A 26,908-nucleotide genomic window follows, 5' to 3' on the forward strand; every position below is an offset into this window, starting at 1 on the left:
AGTTTGCCATACATCAATCGCTTAAGATTTACGGCGGAGGACTTGGATTTTTAGCCGGCTCACACATGAGAAGCGCTTATGATTTAGGGCAGAACATAATAGGCGTCGGGATACTCTGGAGCTATGGATATTATGACCAAACCAGAGATAAAGATAGAAATATTAAAGTAGAATTTGTAAGAAAAAAATACTACTTTCTTAAAGATTTAGGGATTAGCGTTGATGTGGTTATAAACTCCAAAACGGTTAAAGTGAAGGCTTATTTGCTTGAGAGTGAAATATTTAACACAGCTCCCGTCTTGCTACTCTCAACAGATATAGAAGATAATGACTATTTGAGCAGAACAATAACTCATAAACTTTATGATACCAACGAGGAGACAAGAATAGCACAAGAGATAATTCTTGGTATTGGGGGAGCTAAAGTGCTTGAAGCACTGCATATAAAGCCCAAAATCTACCACATTAACGAGGGACATGCTCTTCCTGTCGCATTTGAGTTATATAAAAAGTGCAAAACCCTTGATGTGCTAAAGCAAAAAATCGTTTTTACTACGCATACCCCTGAAGCTGCGGGAAATGAGAAGCACAGCCTAGCACTGCTTCATAAAATGGGATTTTTTGCAGAGTTGTCCATAGATGAAGTTCAGCAATTATTGGAGTACAAAGATGATACCTTCAGTTTAACAGTCGGTGCCTTAAAAGTATCAAAGATAACAAATGGGGTATCACAGCTTCATGCAAAAGTAGCAAACGAAATGTGGTCGCATGTACAAAACAGATGTGAAATCATACATATAACAAACGCTCAAAACAGAAGATACTGGGCTGATAAGGGAGTTCTCAAGGCTCTTGATGAGCATGAAGATTATGAGCTTGAAGCCAGAAAAAAACATCTAAAAAGGTTACTTTTTGATGAAGTAGCAGACCAAACAGGCAAGATGTTTGACCCAAATATTTTAACTATTGTCTGGGCAAGAAGATATGCAGAGTACAAACGCCCAGGACTATTAAAATATGATTTTGAAAAGTTTTTAAAGCTTGTAAACAATCAAGAGATGCCGGTTCAAATTATCTGGGCAGGAAAGCCGTACCCCTTTGATAGCGGTGCCATAAATATTTTTAACGAAATAAACCACATAAGCGACAATTTTAAAAATGTGGCCGTCTTAATGGGCTATGAGCTTAGTTTGTCAATGATGCTTAAAAAAGGAGCAGATGTCTGGCTAAATACCCCGAGAATTACAAACGAAGCAAGCGGAACTAGCGGCATGAGTGCTGGTATGAACGGTGCTATAAATCTCTCCACGTATGATGGCTGGTATCCTGAGTTTGAAAAACATGGCGTAAACTGCTTTACCATTGAGGCGGCGGATTCCACTTTGGAGCTTGAGGAGCAGGACTCTATAGACAATGCAAATCTTATGGATATTTTATCCAATGAGATAGTTCCCCTCTACTATAAAGATAGTAAAAAATGGGTAAGCATTATGAAAAACTCTATGATTGATACCATAAATGCTTTTGACTCAGGCAGAATGGTGCATGAGTATTACATCAACATGTATGATAAAAAATAGTCAAAAGGAGTTAAAATGAATTTCACAGATGAGTTGATTGCACAGAGTTTATCTCATATTTGCAAAAGCTCCGGCGCAAAGGTTACAGATTTTAAGATTATAAAAGAGGACTCCAAAGAGCTTCCTAAAAGGTACAACAAGGACAAGCTTGTACTGCTTCTTATAAATCCAAACAGCTCATTCATCTATTGGGAGATTACGGATAAAACAGTTGAAAAATTAGGCATCAATCCAAAAAACGTGGAACTATCATTTAAACTTTTTGATGAAAATCATCTAGAGATTGTAGAGTTTAGCTCTCCTTTTACCATAGGCGACTACTACATCAACCACACTAACACTCACAAAGCGATATATGTGAAACTCTTTTTAAAAGTCGGAGAAAAGCTTGAATATATTTTGAGCTCAAATCTTATAGGAGCACTTGATAAAACCCTAAAATTTGGTAAATATTCAAGCTTACTAGATGAAAACGTAAGCGATGATTTAATCTATACTTCAACTCTGCTAGGAGGCAAGTAGATGATAAAAGGATACTGGATACCCATTCTCCACTCGCACCTACCTTTTGTAAAGCACCCCCAACATAAAAATTTTCTAGAAGAGAGTTGGTTGTTTGAGGCTATTACGGAGTGCTATATACCGCTTTTACAGAGACTAAAAAGACTCGAAGACGAAAATATAGAGTTTGCCCTAACCATCTCCGTAACCCCGACTTTAGCAGAGATGCTTGATGACGAACATCTTATGCAAAAGTATGAAAACTACCTTCAAAACCTTATAGAACTAGGAGAAAAAGAGCTCATAAGAACCAAAAACAGCGACTACTACAATATCGCGAAATTTTATCTGGACTTTTTTACTCAGACTAAAGAGTTTTTTAAAGGGTTTTTAAACAAAAAAGTCTTAAACGGCTACAGATATTTCTATGATAAAAACAGTATAGAGATTATCACATGTGGTGCAACACACGGTTTTTTACCGCTTTTATCCGTAAATGAACAAGCCGTAAAAGCGCAGATAAAAGTTGCCGTAGAGTCTCATAAAAAACATTTTAACAGAGCTCCAAAGGGCATCTGGCTTCCAGAGTGCGCTTACTATGACTCTCTTGATGCCATACTAAAGAGTTGTGGGATTGAGTTTTTTATATTAGATGCCCACGGATTAGTCTATGGCACTCCAACTCCAAAAAACGGTGTATATGCACCGATAGAAACACCAAATAAAGTAGCGGCATTTGCAAGAGACAACGAATCCTCTAAGCAAGTTTGGAGCTCAAAAGAGGGTTATCCCGGTGATTTTTGTTATCGTGATTTTTACCGAGATATTGGGTATGATCTTGATTTTGAATATATAAAAGATTATATCAATCCTGATGGAATAAGAGTATTTACAGGCTTTAAGTATTATAAAATAACGGGAAAAAGCGACTACAAGGAGATTTACGACCCCTCTGTTGCGCTACAAAAAACCATTGAACATGCACAGAATTTTCACTTCAATAGAGAAAAACAGATGTCCCATGTTGGCTCCATGATGGATAGACTCCCAGCCATAGTATCCCCATATGATGCCGAACTCTTTGGACATTGGTGGTTTGAGGGTCCTGAATTTTTATATAACATGTTTAAAGAGATAGCCAAACATAAAGTGATAAAATCAATCACCCCGATACAGTACCTAAATATGTATCCACAAAATCAAGAAGTAGCTCCACACCCCTCATCTTGGGGAGACAAAGGCTACTTTGATGTCTGGCTAAATCACTCAAACGACTGGATATATAGACACCTTCATGAGATGGCCGATACAATGTGCGCCTATGCAAAGAGATACTACAATGCAAACGAGCATCAAGCCAGAGTGTTAAATCAAATGGCTAGGGAGTTGCTTCTTGCCCAGAGCAGTGACTGGGCTTTTTTGATGACGACTAAAACGGCCTCAGAGTATAGCACCGCCAGAACAAAAGAGCATATTTATAACTTCTTTAAACTCGCAGATATGCTTGAGAAGGAGTGCTTTAATGAGGAGTTTTTCGCTCTCATAAGCAGGAAAAACTCCATCTTTGACTTTTTAGATTTTAGGGTTTATTCAGATGATAGAGAACTATGATTTCATCAAAATAGATCTGCATTCTCATCTATCCATTTAAAGTATTCTATGATATCTTTTATCTCCTTGTCACTCATATTTTGGTTTGGCATTTTGAGATTAAAAAATTCAATCATTTTCTTCATAAAAGGTTCATGAAACTTACTTTGAGGATCTTTAATATACTCTGCAACCCACTGCTCGGCATTTCTATGTCGCTTAAGAACACCTATTAAATCTGGACCGGAACTGATTTTGCCGATAACATGACATCCCGAGCAGCCTCCCTCACGAAATGCTATCTCGCCTTTTTTGGCAGCTTGGGATTTTGGTGTAGCTATACTACTTATAAGAAGATCTTTAGCTCTAATAGCCGAATCAGCAGTTTTAATCATATATTGCCATATCATGTTTTCAAAAAGAATTGCATTTTCTATATTGTTTTGGCTATACGCTTTTGCTGACTTTTCTCTCTCTAAATCAATCTTGGCATATTGATCTTTTGCATCAGTGACTAGATTTTTTACCGTTATATATTTAGTATAATTTTTTTCTTCTAAAAATAAAAATAGAGATTGAATAACTTTATCAGTTGCTTCATTGCTTGCTATAATCTTTTTATATTCCAACTCTAGCTCTTTAGCAGACAAGCTTTTCATTTTTAATTTTTGAATCCACTCATAATTTTTGTTTGGATCTTTAACTAAAAGATACCCCATCATTTCTATATGCAAAGCAGAACAAAATTCTGTACAATAGTAAGGAAAAACACCCTCAATATCTGCAACAAAATCGATTTGAGTAGTCTCACCGGGTTCAAGTGAAGTATGAATATTTTGGTGATCTATAGTAAAACCGTGAGTCTCATCCTGCGCACGCTCAACATTAGTTAAGTACATAGTAACATTATCACCTTTGTTTACTGTAATCCGCTCAGGGTTAATATGAGACCTTACCATTGTTGCATAAATATAAACTTTATTTCCTTTTCTCTCAATTCTCTCTTCCCCGGCAAGAGTCTTTCCGACATGAATTTTACCTGTTCTTGAGTTAGTTCCCATAATAAAGCGAACTTCAGGGTGAATTTTACTTGCTCTAATCGATGCGCCTTGATGCGGTTCGCCAAGCGGGATAGGCATATCCAAAAGAAGTTTCATCTTATTTCCACTAATGTCTATAAGCTGGTTATTTTGCGGATGCAGCGGTCCGACTGGTAAAAATCTATCAATAGCAAGTTTATTTAGAGCCACTAGATAGTCTCCCTGCGGATCTGCAGATTTCCCCTCCATAGCTTCAATGTGCCCAATATTATAGTGAATACCTATCTTATCTATAACTTTAAGCTTTTTATAATCCCATTTTACGACTTGAGAATCAACATACAAAGAGCTATAGATGGAACCGTCTTCTTTACCGAAAGTGTTGTGTAGATGCCCGAGTCCAAGCTCAACTTGCCCATAAAGTGACTTTTTCATATCTAAAATCGGTATCCCATACAAATCTTTTCCTACAAACTCTTTATCTTGAATTAGCTTCATAATCTTATTAAAATCATAAACAGAAGCATGAGTATCAAGTTTGCCTGAAACAATAATATGTCGTCCATCAGGACTTACATCAACCCCATGTGGAGATTTATTTTCAGGAATTAAAAAAAGAGCGCCGTTTTTTACAGCTACCTCAATAGGGATAACTCTGTGCCCATTAATTATTTTAGTATTTTTTTCATCCTTTACAAGTTGTGCTAATTTTTTCCAGTTATAAACATGTAAAAAATCCGTATCGCTGCGACTACATCCAGCTTCAAAAGGAGGAAGCCCCTCTTCAATACCACCTGTATAAAGCTCTGAATTAAAAGAGTTTGTAAATGCCCAACCATCAGAAACACCTTTGCCAAGATCCGTTAAATCCTGCATATATGGCGGAAACTCTAAACTAAATGACTCCTCTTTTTGAATCTTTCCTTTTTTTCTGTCAAACTTCCAAAATGTTACGCCGCCTCTATAAACATCCTGATATGCCTCTATAGGATAATATTCATTTGTCAAAGGTGTCGCATATTGACATGTATCAAGGATATATTCCGTATTTGGAGTGATAAACGCGCCCCCATGTGTTGATTTAAAGATAGGATTAACTACTATTTGAGAAGTTTCAAAATATTTCAAATCAATTACGGCAATTCTAGCATTTGCTTTATCGTTAACAAAGAGAAAATCGCCGTCATATCTTCCATTTGTCTCTGAGAGTGCGGGATGGTGTGTGTCTCCCCAGTTAATCTCTCTGCCTCTGATATTTCCCTCTCTTAAAATCTTTTTTGAATCAACATCAAAACCATATCCCTGCCAAGGTTCGGGAGTAAACACACCTATATATTTTAACGGTCTCATAGAGGGAACCCCATAAACCAGAACCTGCCCTGACTGACCGCCGCCCACAAAAACATAATATTCATCATGTTTGCCGCTAGGATTGTAAACCTTTAGTGCAGCAAGAGCATCCTCTTCACTTAATCCGCGTTTTTTCATTATCTCTTGAAATGGAGACTCTGCCAAAGCAGTTTGTGTGGCAAATAGGACTCCGAGCATCAGGTAACACACAGTGTGTAAAAAATTTTTCATTATCAGCACCTTTTTATTTTTATTGATCTTTAAATTGAGAGATCTCTTCAGTTAACTGCTTCATATCCTCTTCTGAGAGAGATTCGACAATTTCTATATGAATTGCATCTTCATTTGTTTTATACGCAAGCAGTTTTTTCAATAAATACTCTTCGCTTAGCCCGATAAGTTTCGCCCCAAAATTACCTTCTCCACTTGCCCCATGACATGGAGCACAATTACTTTTATACAACTTAGTGACTTTAAATTTTCCAATAGATCCAGCTCTATCTTCTAAAGCTTTTATCTTTAACTCTTGCTCTTTTCTCTGCTCATCTCTCTCTTTTAGCATCTCTTGTTTGTCTATTTCTGAGGATTCTAATATCTCTGTTTTTGTCGGAGTTTCTACTTTAGGTGCGTAAGAGAGTTTGGCAAGTTTTTCCAACTTGTTTACCTCTTTATCTGTTTTAACCAAATAAGCAATTCCTGCCACCGCTATCAACAAGAAAAATAACATTAAGATATGATGCACAGGAGTTGCTTTGTTTATCGGCTGCTCTTTTAATGCTCTTTTTTTTAGCCACCAAGCAATAAAAGAGAAGATACTAATAGCCACAAGTACCCAAAAACCAATAACTGGATAAGCATGTGTAGTAAATTGTGCTACTTTTCCATCTCCTAATAAAACAGGCATAAACGGATCTATTGTAATAGCACCTCTATAGAGATTATGTCCAAACCAGTGAAGCCAGTAAGCATAAAAACCTATAAAAATAAAGGGAAGCGCCATAGGGATAAACATCAACCTATTTATCCATTTATTATTATAAAAAATAAAAAGCACAAAGAACAAAGCAAGCAAAATAAGCGCATAAGGAGCAAGTGCTCTCTCATAAGGACCGCCGCTTTGCATAGAAGGCATCCCTACATAATGGTTGATTGTATTCATCTCATGAACTTCTCCGCTGAGTCCATCAAAATGTATATATACCGGAAGCCCTTTTGGAAAAGCCTCCTTTGGATAATTTGGTGCTTCTAGGGAAAAATTCCATACAGGCATAGAAGCAACACCAATCTCCTCAGAAAATTCAATCATTTTTTTCAAATTATGTTTTGCTTCTTTTGGACTATTTACACCAAAATATCTACCCTTTTGATAAAAATTCCAAAGAGGATAAACATATGAGGGAATATCCTCAACTTTATCATCTTGTATACGCTCTAATGTTCCATGAAAACCGACAGAGGGGATAATAAAACCATATAATAAAATAGCAAGAGCAAAAACGGCAAAAAGTCTCGCCGCGGGAAAATAAAAATTCATAAATATTCCTCAAACTTTATTTTGTAAGACTACTATTTTTTTTCTTACAATATCACTTCATTATACATCCAAAGATATTATCTACTCCTTAAGTTTTACTTGTTTAAACACCGCAAAACAGTAAGATTCAACCATTTAGAGCAAGCTCAACTTACTAGCTCTTTTATCGCAGCATCAACACTAAAATCGCTTTTTTTAACAGCCTTTATACTTAAGTCTTCAAGCGTATCTATAACCGTTTTTATAAATAGCTCAAATCTGTTTTGCAAAACTTTACTAAGTCCTATTTTGGTGCTTTTTAGATCTTTTGCTACGATTGTGATGAGCGTAACTTCTGCTTTTGTCTCATGCAGTTCGCATATCTCTAGCATCTGTACAACCTCAACCTCATGTGCCGTTTTCTTGTAGCCGCCTAATCCGAGCAGCTCCTTTGAGGGAATCTTGTAAATCTCCCCCGCATCAGCATCTATAGAGAGCGTATCTAGTATCAAAACATTCTCATACTCCGTAAAATACTCATATAGTCCAAAACCCAAAGTTCCACCCTCGACTATATCCACCTTAGGCTCAAAGGTAAAATTTTGCCTCAAATACTCAGCCGCAATTACACCTATACCATCATCACAAAAAAGCAGATTTCCGATACCTATAACTGCAACTTTTTTCACAGAGTTTTTATCTTGTACATACCGAGCTCTTTGCCTTTTGTCTCTATAACATGTACCGCACATGCCAGACACGGGTCAAATGAGTGTATAACCCTAAGCACCTCAAGTGGTTTTGTCACATCTTGTATCTTGATGCCAAGGAGCGCTTCCTCATACGCTCCTCTTTTGCCCTCTTTATCTTTTGGCGAAGCATTCCATGTTGTCGGAGCTATTACTGAGTAGTTTTGTATCTTTTGCTCTTTTATGCTTATATGATGAGATAAAACACCACGCGGAACCTCAAAAAAGGCTCTACCTTTTGCACTTTTTGGCAGTTTTTCAAAATCATATTTTGTCCAAGTATCCGTGTTGTAATATTTGATATTTTGCAAAAGCCTTGAGACAAGCTTAAAGATATATTCGCATACGTATAGACTCTCTATCGCTCTTGCAGCATTTCGCCCCACGGTGCTTGAGAGATCCATCAGCTCTAAATTAGTATCCTGCAAAAATTCATCTACAAAAGGTTTTATAAGTTTATTTCCTTTGAGATAACTTACTAAAACTCTCGCAAGCGGCCCGCTCTCCATACTCTTTGCATCATATCGCGGAGCCTTTATCCATGAGTATTTATCACTGCTTTTTGCGGTCTTAAGCGTGCCATCCTCGTTTAAGTCGGTATAGCAAATCTCATTGTCGATGCTATCGCCGCTATACCATGCACGGTCTATCTCCTCGCTGATTTTACTCTCATCAAACTCCTCTATTTTAGAGAAATCATGTCCATATATTACTCCGCTTGAGAAGAGTTTTTGCTCCTCATCAAACGCATAACCGCCGACGGCTAAAAAATTGCCGTTGGCTCTGCCTAAGCCCTCTTTTATCTCATTCCTATAAGCTGTTGCAAGCAGTTTCATATCGCTAAGATAAGCACGCTCTACAAACTCCTTTGCCTCCTTGATGCTAAAGATATAGTCATTGAGTCTTTGCGGGTTTAGCATATCGGCTACGCTTGTCACTCCTCCTACAACAATGCTTTGCGGATGGGGCGTTTTACCGCCAAATATCGCCACCGCTTTGCTTATATTAGTTTGAAACTTTAGCGCTTCAAGATAGTGAGAGATAATGATGAGATTTTGCTCAGGGGTTAACTTATAAGCGCTATGTCCCCAGTAGCCGTTTGCAAAAGGCCCAAGCTTTCCCGCTTTTACAAAATTTTGAAGTTTTGCCAGCACCTCGGTGTAGTGCGTGGCTGAATTTCTATAAGGATTTTTAGAGTATTTTAGCGCCTGTAAAGAAGTAAGCGCGGCATCCGCTTTAAGCGCACTTGTAACATCAACAAAATCCAAGGAGTGCAGATGATAAAAGTGCACGACATGGTCTTGTATAAATAGTGCCATAGCCATTAAATCTCTTATGATTCGTGCATTATCCGGCGGTTTGATATCATAAGCATCTTCAACGGAGCTAATTGCTGCACGAAAATGTGAGTTTGTACATACTCCGCAGATTCTCCCTGCTAAAAGCCCGGCATCTCGTGGGTCTCGGTTTTTTAGAATAATCTCTATCCCGCGAAAAAGCTGTCCGCTTGCATACGCCTCTTGTACCACTCCCTCTTCATCGACCTCAACCTCGACCCTTAAGTGCCCCTCTATCCTTGTTATAGGGTCAATGACTATCTTTTTCATTCTCTATCTCCTTTATAAACCCTCTCATTTGCAAACTTGTCAAAAAAGCCTTTTTCGGTACATGCCATGCATCCGTGACCTGCTTGAACAGGCCAGCTCGTGCCTTTGTTAAACTTCATAGTCGGGCAGTTTACATATGCGTATGGACCCTTGCAGCCCATCTTAAAAAGACACCACCCTTTTTTTGCACCCTCATCTCCCCACTCCTCAACAAACTCTCCAAGCTCAAAGTGCCCGCGTCGTTCGCAGTTGTCATGCACCCTGCCCTCATACGCCCATAAAGGTCTGTTGAATTTATCTAATGGCGGCATCTCTTCAAACATCATATAGTAAAGAAGCGTACCGACAATATTTACAGGATTTGTAGGACATCCTGAGATGTTTATAATATCCTCTCGCTTTAGCGCCTCAGAGACTCCAATAGCACCTGTGGGATTTGGAGCAGCGGCAACTACGCCTCCATCAAAAGCGCAACTTCCTACAGCTATAACAAATGCGGCATCTTTTGCACAGCGCTTCAACAATTCTATGCCAGTCTCACCTTTTGAGCCCATTCTTAGATACTTTCCATCCAAACCAAGCGGTACTGCACCCTCAACCATAAGTATATACTCGCCCTTTTGATTTTTGATTATCTCCTCCAAGAGACTCTCACTCTCATCGCCGCTCGCACTCATCAACAACTCATGATAATCAAGTGAAATATAATCAAAGATAAGATCTTCAATAGCAGGATTGGCAGATTTTATAAATGCTTCGGAGTTACCGCTACAATCTGCCAGTTCGAGCCAGATAATCGGGATTTTATTTAGACTCTTTACCCCTTTTGCAACAATATCTTCAAACTTTGGATGCAGCTGCATGTTTGCAGTAACCATGCTTACCCATCTGTTTACCTCATCTTTTGCGATATCCATACTCTCTAAAGCAGCATCAAGATTATTCTCATCAAGAGTGTTATGAGGATGCTCCTTGTTAAACTTTGCAACTCTTTTTTTTGCCTCTTGAAGCTTTTTTTCAAGCTCTTTATCTTTAGGGCTTTTTTTTACGACGCTTGCATCTATTAGATGCTGCGACTCCTTTATGATTTTAACAACCTCACCTCTGCATTTGCCGCAAACTCTGCCTGCTTGTGAAAACTCTGCCAAATCAGCAAAAGAGTTTACCCCATTTTGCGCTACGATTTCAACCAAATCATTATAGTAAGCACCTGTGCAGCCACAAACTAGCTTCCCTCTTTTGCCAATCTTAGCGGCTCTATAAAGCGCATCTAACTCAATCGCTTTAGCACTTTGTATAAGATTTTGAATATAACAGACATCGACATTTGAGTTAATACCTATGTATCTTAAAACTTTGCGGTTCTTTAAAAAATATTCATCTACCGAGTTCTCTTTGCTTATAACTACTTTTTCATACTCCTTGCCAAACTTAGGCGACCTGGCATCAACTAAAGTAAACTCGCCAACCTTTAACATATCTATAGTTGTTTTTGGTTCGAACTCTTGCGGCTCATTTTGTAAAATATGTGAAATGGCACTCCTTGCTTGCTGCGTACACGCCTCTACATGTCCCGCTACAAAAGCAAACTTTTCAACTTCTGAGCACTCACCAATAGCATAAATATTCTCATCCTCGCTCTGCATAAAAGTATTTGTCAAAATCCCTCTGTTGCATGCTAAATCTTCCCTAAAACTCTCGATATTGGGTCTGATTCCTATTCCAAAGATGAGAAATGGATTTTTTATCTCTTTTTCTTTGGTTTTTAAAAGTTTTATCTCTGCATTTTCAATAACAGTATCTAGTATCTCATCCTCAAAACAGATCTCTACTTTTTTTTCTTTTGTGTAACTCTGCTCTATAATTTTCATAGCTTCACTTGAGAGATTTTTATCATACAAAAAGTTTGAGCGGATAAGCAGAAAAATCTTTTTAATTTCAGGCATTTTACTTAGTGTCTCAAGAAGCTCAAGTCCTATTGGACCTCCGCCGACAAGAACAACCTCTCTCTCTTTGACTCCATCTTTGATAAGTTCACAATCATCTGCACTTCTAAAAACAGCTGCATTTTTAACACCCTTTATGTAGCTAGGAGCGTTTGGCAAGGAGCCTGTAGCGATGATAAGTTTGTCATAACCAAACATCGCGTCTTTTGAGTAAACTCTTCTGCTTTGTTTGTCGATTTTGATGATTTTTTGATTTAACTCCAGATGAACACTTGGATCTAAAGGCAGGGATATCTCCCCTATAGTAGCGCTCTCATCAACCAAACGACAGAGATGGATTCTGTCATAAGGCTCATGTTTCTCCTCGCTAAGTATAGTAACATCTACCGAGCTATTCGCTTTTTTGATGTTGTTTGCAAAAAAGACCGCGGCTATACCACCACCGATAATTAAGAGTCTCATAATGGTTCCTCTTTTTTTTAATATGTCTTCATTGTATATTCTTTTGATTTAAAAGATGCTAATTAATCTAAATAACCTTTTTATAAGAACTCTTCTCAATCACTCTAAGAACAATCGCCGAAACATAGGGAATACTTTGGATAAAAATAGTTGCACTAAAGATATAAACCTCTACAATGCCCTGCTTGTTAGTTATGATAAGCGCTGCAAACGAGCCTAAAAGAAGTGATGCTAAGATTATCTCATATTTTACGGGGCTGCTTACGCTTTTTTTACTGTTGCCCCCTTTTTCCGTTCTCTTAAACGGCAAACTATCTTTTACAAAACCGTCATACACTGCTTTAAAAATGGTGAGTTGCAGACTCATAGCAGCGATTGCGCCCAAAAGAGAGTGATGCAGATTTGCCCTCACCCTTGTTCTATAAAGCACAAACGAATGAATGACATTTACTAAAAAGGCTGTTAAAATAGGGACTGTTAGCGCAATTGTAGGAATCGTTACGCCGACAAAAATTATAACGGGAACCCAGATAATGTTAAGTATTGAGGTAACCGTTCCGAGTGCATCTGAGAGCCAAAAAAACCACCCGGTAACAAAGTGATGTTTTTGGGCACGAGTGAGCGTTTTTGATGAGGGCTTAAAATGTTTCCAGTGTTTTTTGAGAATCTGTACAGCCCCGTATGCCCAGCGATGACGCTGATTTTTAAAGGCTTCCATAGTATCGGGAAGCAAACCATGTCCATATCTTCGATTTGTATAGTGTCCAATATAACCCGCTTCAAAGAGTCTAAGTCCTAGTTCGCTATCTTCTACAATGGTATCGGTGTTCCACTGCCCTACTTCATCAAAAGTGCTTTTACGCAGCATCAGCATAGTTCCGTGCGCAACAATGGCATTTTCTTCGTTACGCTCAACCATGCCGATATCAAAAAAACCTGCATATTCCGCGTTCATGGCAGTTTTTATAAGTGACTCATTTGCATCTCTGTGGTCTTGCGGGGCTTGAACTAGAGCCACTTTTTCATCATCAAAAATCGGAACCAAATCAACAAGCCAATTTGGTTTTATGACATAGTCTGCATCTATAACTGCTAAAATCTCACATTTAGGACTTGTAAACTCTAACGCCTTGTTTAGTGCTCCCGCCTTAAAACCGCTGCACTCAATGTCAAGATAGACAAATCTCTCTCCAAGTTCTTCGCATAAAGCTTTTATGGGCGCTTTATAATACTCCTCAGGGGTATTGTTGATAATTACAAGAACTTCATAGTTGGTATATGTTAACTTTGAGAGCGCTTCTAGCGTCTGCTGTAAAACAGCGGGTTGCTCCTTGTATGCAGGCACATGGATGCTGACAAAAGGAACATGCTCAGACTTTAAATCAAGCGCAATAAGCCTCTCTGGCGGTTTTCCGATTGTGCATTTAAAGAGCTCATTTGCTTTTGCAAGAGTTATAAGCGTAAGCGGCAGCATTAAAATCGAACCCATTCCCCACATAATCCATGTGCCAAAGTTCATGTAGTGGACAAAAGGGTAAACTGCGGACATTACGATACCAAAGGAGATTCCCTGTGCAGCAAGACCATAAGTAAAAGCGTGTAAAAAATTGATATTTTGGTTTCTAAGACCAAAAAAAGTTAAAATCGCCCCGATAATAGCAGCCGCAACCATCTGCATAATCCAATACGGCTCTACAAGAACCTCTCCCTTCATCTCGAATTTTTGATGACGATTTGCATCAAAGATACCCCAATACTGCCCGACACTTCCCTCATCAGCGCCTTTCCATGGCTGATCAAACGCTTCAAGGAGGTTATAGCTAAAACCCTCTTGCTTTGCTAATCCTAAAAATCTTCTAATTACAGTTGCTTGATTTTGAGCACTTGCCACAGAGCCTTTGTTGTTATATCCTTGGCTCGGCCAACCGAATTCGCCTATTATGATAGGTTTGTTTTTATATGTCTCTTTTATTTTGTTATAAATTTCTTTAAAAAACGGCTCAAAATTCTCAGCTTTTATTTTTTCCCAATAAGGAAGAATATGGATGCTTAGCGTGTCAACTTCTTGCGCTAGTTCTGGATAAAGTAGCCAAGTATTCCAAATCTCTGCCGTTGTAACAGGTACTAAATACTCTTTTTGTTTTGCAAGCTCTTCTTTTAGCTCTTTTTCTTTTATCGCTCTTGCTCTTTTGTTTTTAATTGTAGCAATCTCATCTTTTATAGCTTTTTCTTGCGCTTGCCTCTTATCGTTAAAAAGAAGATAAACAAATCTTTTAATATCTCTGATATGCGCTATAAGTTCTTCAGTTGATAAATCCTTACGAAGCAGCACCTCATTTCCTACAATAACAGATGATAGGCTCTCATAATATTTCACAATGAGCTTTTTAGCCAATACTATCTCTTTTTCATTATCCTCTTCATCGGGGCTAAGCCATATGCCTAAATGCGCTTGCATACCGAGTTCTTTGACAAGAGGCATAACTTTTTGTGAATCCTCGGCAGAGTAGAGACGTACCCTATTTGTAAATTTTTTTAGGAGAATTAAATCCTTAAGAACCTCTTCATCACTAAGCATCTCCTTCTCATTTTTTCTTTTGTAAGGAGCATAGGAGATAGACTCTATGATGTTATCAGCATCAGGAGGCGTGATAAATTTTTTATCGCTACTTAGCCATAAAAAAATTTGAAGAAGTGACGCAAAGAGCAACGAAAAAAGAATATATTTCAAGGTACTTCCTCATAAAATAAAACAAAACAAATTGTACATCAAAATTTAAAAATGTGATATATAAGTTTTTAGATACCAAACAATAAAAGCAAAACAGGAAGCAGCAAGAGGTCTGCAATAATCGCCATAAACATGGCAATCATTGTCAAAAGCCCAAAATAAATTGTTGGAAAAAAGTTAGATAAAACCAAAATAGAGAATCCAACCATTATAATAGTAGATGTATAAAACATCGCCGTGCCTATACTTGCATGTGAATCATACATAGATTTCACTGCATTATTTGTCTGTCTGTAAAGCAAAGAGTACCTATAAATATAGTGTATAGTATCATCTACGGCTATACCTAAACTTATGGCTGCTATTGTTATGGTCATCATATCAAGCGGTATGTTCATCCAGCCCATAAAGCCAAAAACAACACTTACGGGAATGACATTTGCAATTATTGCTATTACGGCGATTTTCAAGCTTCTAAAAAGTGCTAGAAACATTAAAAAAAGTATAAGAACAACGACTCCTATAGTTTTAATCTGTGAATCAAAAAGAGACTGAAGCATATTATTATACATAACTAAAAGATTTGAAAGCCTATGCTCTTCATACTCTGGGTTTAAGATATTTTTTAAATCCATGTTTATTTTTTTGATAAGCATATCTCTTTGAAGATTTGGCAGCGAGTCTATTATTCTCGTGTTTATTCTCACTTGATTATTCTCTATATCTACATAGGGAGAAAGTATTATTTTTTTATAACTCTGCGGCAACTCTTTATACATAAGAGCCAGCATAAGTCCATCAGCCTCTTTGTTGTTATTTAAGACTTTAAGTATCTCTCCCGCTGTTGCAAGAGATAGAACTTTTCCTACGGCATCAAGTGATTCCAGATAATCATGCACCTTTTTTATTTTATGCATCTTCTCCAAAGTAAACCAGTAAGTTTCTCTATCTTCTTCTTTCTCCTCAAACTCATCTGCAAAGGAGTCAAGCTCCAAATCCTCTTTTACCTCTGCCACACTTATAGTTTTAACCTTATCACTACTCTCTTTGAACGTCAAAACTATATCAAGAGGAGTGGTTCCTCCTAGTTTTTTATCGATTAGAGCCATCCCTTTGTATATCTCTGTATCATCTTTAAAGTAGTCGATAAAGCTGTTTTCAACTCTTAGCTTATATGCCCCGGAGATAGAGAATACTACTGCTAAAATAGCCGAGAGCAAAATTGTCTTCTTATAGTTTTGTGCAACATATGCCACCTTGGAAGTAAAAGGTGTTTTCTCTTTTACATAACTAAAAGACTCCTTTTTTTCAAAAAGAAGCAAAATAATAGGAAAGAGGATAAATGTTATAAGCAAGGAGACTGTAATCCCCGTACTCATCATCCATCCAAAGTTTATTACAGGAAGAATATTGCTAAAAACTAAGGAGCTAAATCCTGCAATGGTTGTAATAACCACAAAAAATGAAGGCTTAGCCATAGAGACTACAGTGTTTAGTACAAGATTATATTGAGACTCCTCATGATTTTCATCATATAGCTCTTTATACCTGATGATAAGATGCACAACAAGAGACATGTTCATAATAAGTTGCAAGGAGATATAGTTTGAGGAAACCACGGTAATCTCCCAGCCAAAAAGCCCCAATAAGCCGCTTGTAATAATAAGTGAAGTAGCACATATAAACAGAGCTATTACAACCCACTGTACATTTTTAAGAAGTATATATAAAATGGCTACTAAAAGCCCGATAATCAAAAATCCAAATGTTTCTAAATCATACTTGACAAACTCGACCATATCATCGGCAATCATCTCTACCCCGCCTAAATGCAGCTTGATTTTTGTATGTTCATATTCAAACTTTTTTAAAATACCCCTTAGCTTAACTATTGTTTCATGATTCTCTTGCCTTAAGATATCCCTATACTCTTTTAGCTTTATCTGCGCCTTTTTATACTCTTGCTTCTCATCTTTAGTTAGCTCTTTTTGCTTTTTAAGTTTTATATAGCTGTCTCTGTCGTCTATTAGGCTGAAATATTTTTCATCCCTTTTTAGATTTACCATTAGTGCTGTAGTTTTAAAGTCTTCGCTTACGAGATTTTTCTTATATACGGCACTGTTTAAAAACTCCTCTTTTACCAGATTTTTGTCTATGTTTGGAGATTTCAGTGTAGGTATATCTTTTAGCAGCTCTTTTAGCGGTACAGGCGGAGATTGTAAAAGTGGTACGTTTACTATTGAGTTTATACTCTCAACTATCTCAATAGTTTCTATCTGTGCGCTTAAGTTCTCTATATTGTTGATATTTTCATCACTAAGTAGATCATCTTCCGTACTATAGGTAACTACTAGAAAATTTGATGCTTCGAAGCGTTTTAAAACATCTCGTGTGTACTCTAAATCTTTATCATCTTCAAGCAGCAGTGTCTCTGCACTTGCATCAATCTCTAGTTTTAATGAAAAAAGAGCCATTACAACCACAAAAGAAGCCATAAAAAAGAGAATAAGTTTAGGATATTTTAAAATGTACTCTTGATATAAATTTTTTAGCATTATTATCTATGACTGCTTAGCCAAAGCATCCATAAGGTCTATAATGCTCTTAGTACGCAAAAACTCTTTAAATTGCGCTCTATCTGTTTTTAAAATACTGATACCTAAAATCTCCACATCATAAATCAGCCACTCATCTTTACCCGCTTCTTTACTATTTGGCTTATGATATTTATAGACGATATCAAGCGTATCTTCCTTGCTTACAAGGTCTGTTATGATAGCTATTCTATTTGCTTGAGGCTGCTCTATCTTTTTAACTTCAACCTTCTCATTCTCATACGCATCAATTTTTGCAGAGTAGGAGTGTTTCATCCTCTCTACATACAAATCTACAAATCTATTTGCATTCTCCTTAGAGAGCTCTTTCCAGGTGTTGCCAAGGCTAAGTTTTGCCATAAGCTCAAAATCAAACATAGGAGTCAAAGACTTTACGATATTGTGGTTCCTATCATCTTTGGAGAGTTTTTTATTTTCAACTATTAAAATGACTTCATTTATTTTGTCTAAAAAACGATTTTTTAAATCACTCTGCTCATCCGCCGCCAAATTTTGCACAAAAAGCATCATTACACACAATGCTAAGATTTTTTTATAGATATGCTTCACTCTTACTCCTCAATCTGTTTTTTTCTATACTGCTCATAAATATCCCTAAAATATGGATACAAATCTACAGCATCTCGCTTCATCTTCTCATATTTGTCCATGTCTAAAGATATATAATTTACCTTTTCAAATGCTTTTACACCCAAATACTCCGGCCAGGTATCCGTCAGAGACCAGTAACTTCTCTCTGCATAGTCAATCGGACTTAACAGTGCATCAGGATATAAACTTATAAAATCTCTTAGATTTGAAGGTCCGAAAAGCGGTAAAACTATATGCGGACCGCTTCCTACCCCGTAAAATCCCAAAGTCTGCCCGAAATCTTCATCATGTGCATCAAGATTAAAATGTACTTTAGCAGGGTCAAAAAGTCCTAAAATGCCTATTGTAGTGTTTATAACAAACCTTCCTGTCTCCTCAGAAGCATAGTAAAATTTCCCCTGCAAGGTATTGTTTACAAATCTCATAGGAAAATAAAGATTATTAAAAAAATTTCTAATACTCTCTCTTGCCTCTACATGTAGCACATATTTATAACCCTTTGCGACCGGCTTAAGCACATATTCATACAATCTATCATTGAAGATTGTCATAGCCCTATTATAACCGTTAAAAGGGTCGCACAACTCTTCTACTTCAAACTCATCCCCAAAACCCTCTAGTTCGTCATCATACTTACTGTTTTGTTTCTCTTTTTGTGAAGTGCTTTGGCTAGGCTGTTCAATCATTTTTGAACTACAGCCTGTTAATACAAAAGTGAAAACAAGAACTAAACAGACAATTCTCAAATCACACCTTTACTCTATCCGTCAATGCCCTAGTCAAAGACAAAATATCTATATTTTCTAAACTTACTCCCGTTGGAACACCCTGAGCAATTTTTGAGTAGTTTATATCAAAATCACTTAATTTATCTTCAATATATAACATAACTGCATCATTTGCGATAGATGGCGTTAGGGCAAAAACTATCTCTTTTACTCCAGAACCCACTAATTTCTCTAGATTTGAAAAGTTGAGCTCTGCCAATGATTCTAAAACAAAGTATCTGCCACCAAAAAGAGCATTCTCTTCCAAAATAAGTATATCTTTTGCATTTTCAACTATACATAAAAGCGCCTTGTCTCTGCTCTCATCACAACAGATAAAACAGAGTTCATCCTCACTCATTCCGCCGCAGGAGCTACACTGCTTCAGACTCCCCAAAGCCTCCTCGATAGCATGAGAAATCTTCATCCCCACAAAGCTGTCTTTTATAAGCATATGATAAGCAAGTCTTGTTGCCGATTTTTTCCCGATAGTCGGAAGCTCTTGCAAAACACCTACTAGTTTGTTAAATTTCTCTAAAGAACCATTCATCAAGAGCTCTCTTTTGGCAAAAGTATCCAGAGTTTTAGGGGCGCTTTTAATTCCCCGGCTATCTCCTTTGCTTCCTCGCCATAGCCCATAAATATATCGGCTCTAAGAGTTCCCTTTATCGCTCCGCCAGTATCTTGTGCCATAACAACATGGTTAAAATCAACTGCCTCTGTTTTAGCACTCAAGTAGAGCATACTTCCTAGCGGAATATATCTTCTATCTACTGCTATAGAGCGTTTTGGAGTAAGAACTACCCCAAGCGAACCGCTTGCTGGTTTATCTTTTTGTCTGAAAAAAACCATCGACTTATTATAGTTAAGCACCTCATCGATTCTTGATGGATTTTGCTCCAACCATGCTTTTATGCTCTGAAGCGATATTTTCTCCAAGGGTATTTCACTGATGCTTACAAGGTACTTTCCGATTGAGCTGTATTGATATCCGTTTTGGTTATCATATCCGACAAAAATTGTACTGCCATCATCAAGCGTTACTCTGCCAGAACCTTGAACTTCTAAAAAAAAGAGGTCTATTTTTGAATCGGTATAACATAAAACCTCACTATCAATCGGAGTTATATTTACATTTTTTCTATCATAATAGGGAACAACTCTATTTCCAACCACCCTGCCTCTTAATCTATAGTTTTTAAGCTCTGGATACTGCTGCGATAAATCAATAACAACCAAATCTTTGGGTGTAGTATATACTGGGTAGACATAGGGCTCTTTTTTGGTTAAAGAGCCTTTGATTTCTGGCTCATAATAACCCGTTAAAAGTCCATCCTTATCGTCATTTGGTAAGCTGATTTTATAGGGAGTAAAGTAGCTAGTTAAAAACTCCTTTGCATCTGTAGCATCAGCCGAACGCATGCATAAATCCTTGTAAATCTCTCTTGTTTTAGCCGTTTTGCAGCTCTGCGTAAATGATTCTAGAGCGTTTGTATAATCCTCTTGCTGCCAATTTGGAAGCTCACTAAAATCGCTCTTTAGAAGATGCGTCTCAGACATATTTGAAAAGGTTATAGAAGGCTGTTTTGAACAACCGACAAAGAGTAAAATTGCGCTTAAGTAGGGTACAAAATGTTTCATAAAGATGATTATACATAGATTAAATTTAAAACGCTATAATTGCAAAAATTTTAAATGTTAGGATATTAAAATAATATGCAGGATTTAAGCTATTACGAAATATTAGAAGTCTCTAGAGATGCGGATCAAACTACAATTAAAAAAGCTTACAGAAAGATGGCAAAGGTTTATCATCCAGATAAAAATCCGGGTAACAATGATGCCGAACACAAATTTAAATTATGTAACGAAGCCTATCAATGTCTAAGCGACGATAAGCAAAGAAGTATCTATGATAGGTATGGGAAAGAGGGTCTCTCTAGCATGGGTGGCGGCAGAAGACGCTCATCAGCAGGATTTGACGACTTAGGCTCAATTTTTGAAGATATGTTTAACGGCTTTGGAGGAACTTCTCGCCGCCGCCAAAATCCTGCCGATATGGAGAAATACCCGCTTGATATGAATGTTGACATGACTATCAGCTTCAACGAAGCGGTATTTGGATGCGAAAAAGATGTAGAATTCAAATATAAAAACTCTTGCAACAGCTGCAAAGGCACGGGTGCAAAAGATGGCAAGCTCTCCACTTGTTCTCAATGTAGAGGGCAAGGTCAAGTTTTTATGAAACAGGGCTTTATGACATTCTCTCAAACCTGCCCCGTATGTCAAGGAAGCGGTTCTGCACCATCATCACCTTGTAAGGATTGTGCGGGCAAAGGCTACCAAGAAGAGAGAGGAAGTGTGACCATTAATGTTCCAAAGGGAATAGATGATGGAAACCGTCTTAGGGTTTCAGGAAAGGGAAATATAGGCAAACGTGGCACAAGAGGCGACTTATATGTCACTTTTAGCGTAAAACCAGATAAGCATTTTCAAAGAGAAGGAAATGACGTATATATTGCCATTCCGGTATTTTTCACACAAGCAGTTTCTGGCGAGAGTCTCTCTATCCCCTCACTAACTGGAGAGTTGGAGCTAAAACTCGATGTAGGCACAAAAGACAAGCAGCAGTTTTTGTTTAAAGGAGAAGGGGTAGATGACGTTCACGGACACGGCAAGGGAGATTTGATTGCACAAGTAAACATCACATACCCTAAAAAGTTAAGTGACGAGCAGCATGAACTTCTTAGCAAACTTCAAGAGTCGTTTGGAATAGAGTCAAAACCGCATGAGAGCGTTTTAGACTCCGCTATCGAGAAGATGAAAAGCTGGTTTAAGTAACATCCCCCCCTCCTCCTTTACCATGATGCTTAGGAGCAGATGTTATACCTAACACGCAAAAGTGCTTTGAGATAGCTACAAAAAATCTTTAATATTCATATCCAAAGCTTTTGCTATTTTGTAAAGATGCTCCAAGTTAAAGTGCTTGCCATTTTTACTGTTTTCACAGTTTGAATAAAAAGCAACAGAATTTATCCCGATTTCTAAGGCTAATTCCAATTGTGTCATATTTTTATTTTCTCTATAATATCTAACTTTTAGAGAAATGTCCTTGTAAAACTCATATACATCTTCTTTTGAAACGTTTGAAAAATCAATATCTGACATTATTAACCTTATTTATAATTTTAATATTATTTTTTAATTTAATATTAATTTTCAATATTAATTTTATTTTTAATATTATCTTAAATATATAGATATAAAATATCAAAATCTTTATCCTATAGGATAAATTAGGCAGGAAATGCATAATCTAAATCTTAAGTCAAAACTTTTTATTTTGTCTACACTTCCCATGATTGTCATTTTTATACTTTCGACTATGATTTTTGTGGAGATATTTAAAAAAAAACAAAATCTTGAACTTACAAGAAAGCACATAGACAACGCGGTAACAATCTCAAAATTTATTCACTTACTACAACTCGAGAGAGCTATTAACACAGAGCTAGCAGCAGATGAGATGAGCAGTAAAAAAGAGAAACTTACTTCCATAAAAAAAGAGTTAGACGTACTACTAAAAAACAGCACTATAGACAACAATAAAGCTCTCTTAAATCGACTTAAAAAGGAAAGAAATTCTTTAGATATAAACAGCCTTACAATCAACGAAATTGAAGAGTTTTACTCTTTGACAATCTCCATGCTTGTTGATATCATAAACACTATTCCAAACTCTATGAACGATCTTCAAAACAGAAACTATATACAAGCCTATACACATCTTATTCTCATGAAAGAGTCACTTGGAAAAACAAGAGCCGTTCTCAATAAATCTTTCATAAAAAAAGAGTTTCAAGACGATGATTTTGCAAGATTGAGCGAATTTTTAAAAACATATCATATTGCTCAAAAGAGATTTGAAAATATTCTGTCTGATTATGATGATTTTTTTTATTTTTATAAAAAATCTCTAAACGATGAAAAAAATAAAGAAACTTTTGAGATTATTAATTTTGTATTGAACAACAAAGAAAACTTAAAATTTGAGAATCTCTCTCATGTATGGTTTGAAAAAGTTACACATACTATAGACACTTTAAAAAAAGTAGAAAATGTGCTGTTTATCAATGTTATAAACCTATTAGAAAAAAAACAAAAATCGAATTTTCATGAGATGATTTTAGTTCTTACTTTTTTAATCATCAGCATAATAGCACTTATTTTTCAAGCAATTACAATCATAAGAGAAATATTAACTTCCACAAACTTCCTTGAGTCAAATCTCTCAAAATCAACATCTCTTCTGCAACAGTACAAATCAGCAGTTGATGAGAGTGCGATAGTTTCAAAAACCGACAAAGATGGCATCATAACCTATGTAAATGAAAAATTTTGCAAAATCAACGGCTATGCAGAGAGTGAACTCTTAGGTAAGCCTCACAATATTATAAAACACCCAGATATGCCTAAAGAAATTTTTGCAGATTTATGGCAAACGATTAAACACTTAAAACAGCCCTGGGTAGGCGATATCAAAAATCTTAAAAAAGACGGCACTGCTTATTGGGCAAAGACATTTATAAAACCCATTTTAGATGCAAATGATAATGTTATAGAGTTTATTGCGATACGAACAGATATTACTCAGATTATAGAACAAAGACTTATATTTGAGAGTATCGCCAACACAGATACGCTTACAAACTATGCGAACAGATATAAATTAAACAAAGATATTGATGAGAAACACAACCTCTCAATTGCTCTTTTTAACATAGATAACTTTAGAGAGCTAAACGACTTTTATGGGCATTCATTTGGAGATAGCGTTATAAAATCCGTAGCAGATAAAATCTATAACTTTATCTCAAGAGATAAGAGGCTCTCTTTTTACAGACTTCAAGGAGATGAGTTTGCTCTTCTTGCAACGGAGTATGAAAAAGATCTTTTTATCTATAAATGCAGAGATGTTTTACTACTAATCAAAGAAGATCTAACTATTAAAAACGAAAAAATTATACTCTCTTGCAGTTGCGGCATCGCTTTTGAAGACAAAAGTCATCTTTTACCTAAAGCAGATATGGCACTTAAAATTGCAAAACAACAAAATAGTGACTTCATCGTCTATAGTGATGAAATCAGTCTAAACAGCAAATATGAAAACAATATAAACTGTACAAAAAAATTAGTAACAGCCCTGCAAAACAATCAAATGACCACTTTTTATCAACCCATTGTAAATAATACCACCCTAAAGTTTGAAAAGTATGAAGCTCTCATTAGAATGATAGATGAAGACAGCACTATTATTTCTCCATTTTACTTTTTAGATATAGCAAAAAAAACAAAAAAGTATTTTGATATTACAAAAATCGTAATTGCACAATCTTTTGAAATGTTTAAAGATAAAGAAGCTGAATTTTCCGTTAATTTATCTATTGTGGACATACTTGAGCCTGAGATTGTTAAGTATATTTTGATGATGTTAGAAAAATATAACATTGGTTCAAAAGTTGTATTTGAGATAGTTGAATCAGAATATATTGAAAATTTTCAAACAGTCATAAACTTTATAGATGATGTTAAAAGATATGGTTGCAAGATAGCCATTGATGATTTTGGAACAGGATACAGCAACTTTGAATACCTTATAAAAATAAAAGCTGACTACTTAAAAATAGATGGCTCGCTTATAAAAAACATTGATACAGACAAAAATGCTTTTTTAGTAGTCTCTACAATTGTAGAGTTTTCTAAAAAACTAGGTATGCAAACTATAGCGGAGTTTGTAGAAAATGAAGCAATTTTTAAGATAGTAAAAGAGTTGGGAATTGACTACTCCCAAGGATATTATTTTTCAGCACCACAAGAAAAATTAATTGCTTATTAATTTACAAAATAAAGAAGGAAGAAAGTTATGAAAAATTTAAGTATTAAAGCAAGATTAATGGTGTTGGCACTTGTGCCAATAATGATTATCATTGCTCTCTCTACAGGAAAAATAATCTTTGACATGGGGATAAAAGAGAATTTAGTTCTGACAGAACATCGTATTCAAGAGGTAGTATCTTTAGCGAATGTTATTCACTGCTTACAGATAGAAAGAGGACTTAGTGTAGGATTTGTTTCTTCAAGAGGAAGTAAAAACGCTGATAAACTCTCTGAAATCAGAAGTAAAGTAGATAATAAAATAAATGAAATGAAAACCATTTACACTCAAACGAATGGTAATATCTCTGTTTTAAACGGTCTAAGTAAACTCTTTGAAAAAAGAAGTTTTATAGACTCTCTTAACATTAACGAATCAGAAATTGGTTCATACTATGCAAAAAATATAGAAACTATGTTAATGGCTGCGGTTAGGGTTCCATCTTTTATGGATGATAAAGATAGTAGAAATACAGCTCAAGCATATACGCATCTAGCTTATGCGAAAGAGAATTTAGGTAGGATAAGAGCAACTTTGAATGGAGCTTTTACCAAAGACAACTTTTTGCAAGATAGATACTTTACTTTTGCTGCGGTAGTTGATGCTTATACTATAAACACTAAACAGTTTAAAATGTTGGCATCACAAGAGCTATTGGATTTTTACAAAAATACCTTTAAAGGTGGAGCAGTCGAAAAAACATTTGTGATGATAGAAGTGGCAAAAGCAAAAGGGATGAGAGGAGAGTTTGGAGTTGATGCAGATGTTTGGTTTACACATGTAACAGCTTCTATAGACATGCTTAGAGATGTGGAGCTTGAACTTTACAAGCATATTCATAATGTCATAGATGAAAAAATAAAAGAAGCATCCCTTAACATTACGATGTTAACAACAGGGCTTATAGTAGGCATTATAGTTTTTGCTTTGATTATACTCTATCTTATTAAATTTTCTGTAAGCAACCCGATAGAACGTTTTAAGGTTACACTTATAAACATTGGAAATAGCCATAATCTAACTATTAAAGCCGATGAAGATGCTCCTCTTGAGCTCTCACAAATGGCAAGCGGATTTAACTCTCTCATAAGTACCCTACGAGACCTTATAGAGACTTCAAAACAATCCTCAAGCGAAAATGCTTCTATCTCTCATGAACTCTCCACCACTGCAATGGGTGTTGGAGAAAATGTGGAGAAATCTGTTTTAGTAATTGATGAAGCTACTAAAAAAGCAACCAGCATCAAAGATGAGATAGCTCAAGCAGTAAAAGATGCCCAAAAAAGCAAAAAAGAGGTACTAAGAGCAAATGATAATCTTAACCTCGCAAGAGATGAAATAGTTGCACTTACACACAAAGTACAAGGCTCAGCTGAGCTTGAAGTTGAACTCTCACAAAGAATGCAAACACTCTCAAGTGAAGCAAACGAGGTAAAAAATGTTCTCGAGATTATCTCAGACATTGCAGACCAAACAAACCTTCTTGCACTAAATGCGGCAATAGAAGCAGCCCGCGCAGGTGAGCATGGACGCGGATTTGCCGTTGTTGCCGATGAAGTAAGAAAACTAGCAGAGAGAACTCAAAAAAGTCTTACGGAGATAAATGCGACTATCAATGTTATAGTCCAATCTATTGTAGATGTTAGCACACAGATGAACTCTAACTCAGAGGGTATTCAAAAACTCTCAGAGGATGCAAGTGAGGTTGAAGTTAAAATAAACGAAAGTGTTGCAATAGTAAAAGATGCTGTTAAAGCAAGTGATAAAACCGTTAGTGACTTTGAGAAGACGGGAAGAGATGTCGATTTTATCGTCTCTCAAGTCTCAGAGATAAATACAATCTCTTCTAATAACGCAAGAAATGTAGAAGAAATTGCAGCGGCAGCAGAGCATCTTAACTCTATGACGGATGAGCTTCATGCGAAGCTAGA

At 36.4% G+C, this 26,908-nt stretch carries 18 protein-coding genes; 6 read left to right on the forward strand and 12 right to left on the reverse strand.

What is annotated here, in order from left to right; genetic code table 11:
* The 3 genes from glgP to M0Q17_RS04675 all read left to right on the forward strand — a co-directional run.
* On the forward strand, nucleotides 1-1,580 hold a 1,580-nt coding region (gene glgP, locus M0Q17_RS04665), incomplete at its 5' end, for an alpha-glucan family phosphorylase (protein ID WP_295083807.1).
* A gap of 15 nt (nucleotides 1,581-1,595) precedes the next feature.
* On the forward strand, nucleotides 1,596-2,102 hold the full coding sequence (locus M0Q17_RS04670; RefSeq protein ID WP_295083810.1) for a DUF4912 domain-containing protein: 507 nt from the start codon (nucleotides 1,596-1,598) through the stop codon (nucleotides 2,100-2,102).
* A complete protein-coding gene (locus M0Q17_RS04675) occupies nucleotides 2,103-3,692 on the forward strand; it encodes a 1,4-alpha-glucan branching protein domain-containing protein (RefSeq protein WP_295083813.1) in 1,590 nt (529 codons plus the stop codon).
* A gap of 5 nt (nucleotides 3,693-3,697) precedes the next feature.
* On the opposite strand, the gene nosZ is transcribed toward M0Q17_RS04675, so the two are convergent.
* The 11 genes from nosZ to M0Q17_RS04730 form a co-directional block, all read right to left on the reverse strand.
* On the reverse strand, nucleotides 3,698-6,259 hold the full coding sequence (gene nosZ, locus M0Q17_RS04680; protein ID WP_295083843.1) for a Sec-dependent nitrous-oxide reductase: 2,562 nt from the start codon (nucleotides 6,257-6,259) through the stop codon (nucleotides 3,698-3,700).
* A 52-nt stretch (nucleotides 6,260-6,311) separates the two neighbouring features.
* Nucleotides 6,312-7,595 (reverse strand): c-type cytochrome, encoded by a 1,284-nt coding sequence (locus tag M0Q17_RS11240; RefSeq protein WP_366834980.1) that lies wholly within the window; start codon nucleotides 7,593-7,595, stop codon nucleotides 6,312-6,314.
* A 146-nt stretch (nucleotides 7,596-7,741) separates the two neighbouring features.
* A complete protein-coding gene (locus M0Q17_RS04690; RefSeq protein WP_295083815.1) occupies nucleotides 7,742-8,263 on the reverse strand; it encodes a HyaD/HybD family hydrogenase maturation endopeptidase in 522 nt (173 codons plus the stop codon).
* Nucleotides 8,260-9,930, reverse strand: coding sequence for a nickel-dependent hydrogenase large subunit (locus tag M0Q17_RS04695; RefSeq protein ID WP_295083817.1), 1,671 nt, complete (start codon nucleotides 9,928-9,930; stop codon nucleotides 8,260-8,262). Before M0Q17_RS04695 ends, M0Q17_RS04690 begins: the two co-directional genes overlap by 4 nt.
* Complete coding sequence (locus M0Q17_RS04700) at nucleotides 9,927-12,338, reverse strand: hydrogenase small subunit (protein ID WP_295083818.1); 2,412 nt, start codon at nucleotides 12,336-12,338, stop codon at nucleotides 9,927-9,929. Before M0Q17_RS04700 ends, M0Q17_RS04695 begins: the two co-directional genes overlap by 4 nt.
* A 67-nt stretch (nucleotides 12,339-12,405) precedes the next feature.
* Nucleotides 12,406-15,069, reverse strand: coding sequence for a glycosyltransferase family 2 protein (locus M0Q17_RS04705; RefSeq protein ID WP_295083820.1), 2,664 nt, complete (start codon nucleotides 15,067-15,069; stop codon nucleotides 12,406-12,408).
* A gap of 68 nt (nucleotides 15,070-15,137) precedes the next feature.
* Nucleotides 15,138-17,624, reverse strand: coding sequence for an MMPL family transporter (locus M0Q17_RS04710; protein ID WP_295083823.1), 2,487 nt, complete (start codon nucleotides 17,622-17,624; stop codon nucleotides 15,138-15,140).
* A 6-nt stretch (nucleotides 17,625-17,630) separates the two neighbouring features.
* On the reverse strand, nucleotides 17,631-18,233 hold the full coding sequence (locus M0Q17_RS04715) for an ABC transporter substrate-binding protein (RefSeq protein WP_295083825.1): 603 nt from the start codon (nucleotides 18,231-18,233) through the stop codon (nucleotides 17,631-17,633).
* 2 nt (nucleotides 18,234-18,235) lie between these two features.
* Nucleotides 18,236-19,021, reverse strand: coding sequence for a VacJ family lipoprotein (locus M0Q17_RS04720; protein ID WP_295083828.1), 786 nt, complete (start codon nucleotides 19,019-19,021; stop codon nucleotides 18,236-18,238).
* A gap of 1 nt (nucleotide 19,022) precedes the next feature.
* Nucleotides 19,023-19,592, reverse strand: a complete 570-nt coding sequence (gene recR / locus M0Q17_RS04725) for a recombination mediator RecR (protein ID WP_295083830.1) — start codon at nucleotides 19,590-19,592, stop codon at nucleotides 19,023-19,025.
* On the reverse strand, nucleotides 19,592-20,683 hold the full coding sequence (locus tag M0Q17_RS04730) for a murein transglycosylase A (protein WP_295083832.1): 1,092 nt from the start codon (nucleotides 20,681-20,683) through the stop codon (nucleotides 19,592-19,594). Before M0Q17_RS04730 ends, recR begins: the two co-directional genes overlap by 1 nt.
* A 75-nt stretch (nucleotides 20,684-20,758) precedes the next feature.
* Between M0Q17_RS04730 and dnaJ the strand changes: the two genes are divergently transcribed.
* On the forward strand, nucleotides 20,759-21,883 hold the full coding sequence (gene dnaJ, locus M0Q17_RS04735) for a molecular chaperone DnaJ (RefSeq protein WP_295083834.1): 1,125 nt from the start codon (nucleotides 20,759-20,761) through the stop codon (nucleotides 21,881-21,883).
* Nucleotides 21,884-21,958: 75 nt separating this feature from the next.
* Here the strand turns inward: dnaJ and M0Q17_RS04740 are convergent, their stop codons facing one another.
* Nucleotides 21,959-22,210 (reverse strand): helix-turn-helix transcriptional regulator, encoded by a 252-nt coding sequence (locus M0Q17_RS04740; protein WP_295083836.1) that lies wholly within the window; start codon nucleotides 22,208-22,210, stop codon nucleotides 21,959-21,961.
* A gap of 139 nt (nucleotides 22,211-22,349) precedes the next feature.
* On the opposite strand from M0Q17_RS04740, the gene M0Q17_RS04745 reads away from it, so the two are divergent.
* Together M0Q17_RS04745 and M0Q17_RS04750 are read left to right on the forward strand one after the other, a co-directional pair.
* Complete coding sequence (locus tag M0Q17_RS04745) at nucleotides 22,350-24,938, forward strand: EAL domain-containing protein (protein ID WP_295083838.1); 2,589 nt, start codon at nucleotides 22,350-22,352, stop codon at nucleotides 24,936-24,938.
* A gap of 27 nt (nucleotides 24,939-24,965) precedes the next feature.
* A partial coding sequence (locus M0Q17_RS04750) for a methyl-accepting chemotaxis protein (protein ID WP_295083840.1) occupies nucleotides 24,966-26,908 on the forward strand: 1,943 nt, incomplete at its 3' end.

The sequence above is a fragment of the Sulfurimonas sp. genome, assembly GCF_023229105.1.
Lineage (GTDB): Bacteria > Campylobacterota > Campylobacteria > Campylobacterales > Sulfurimonadaceae > Sulfurimonas.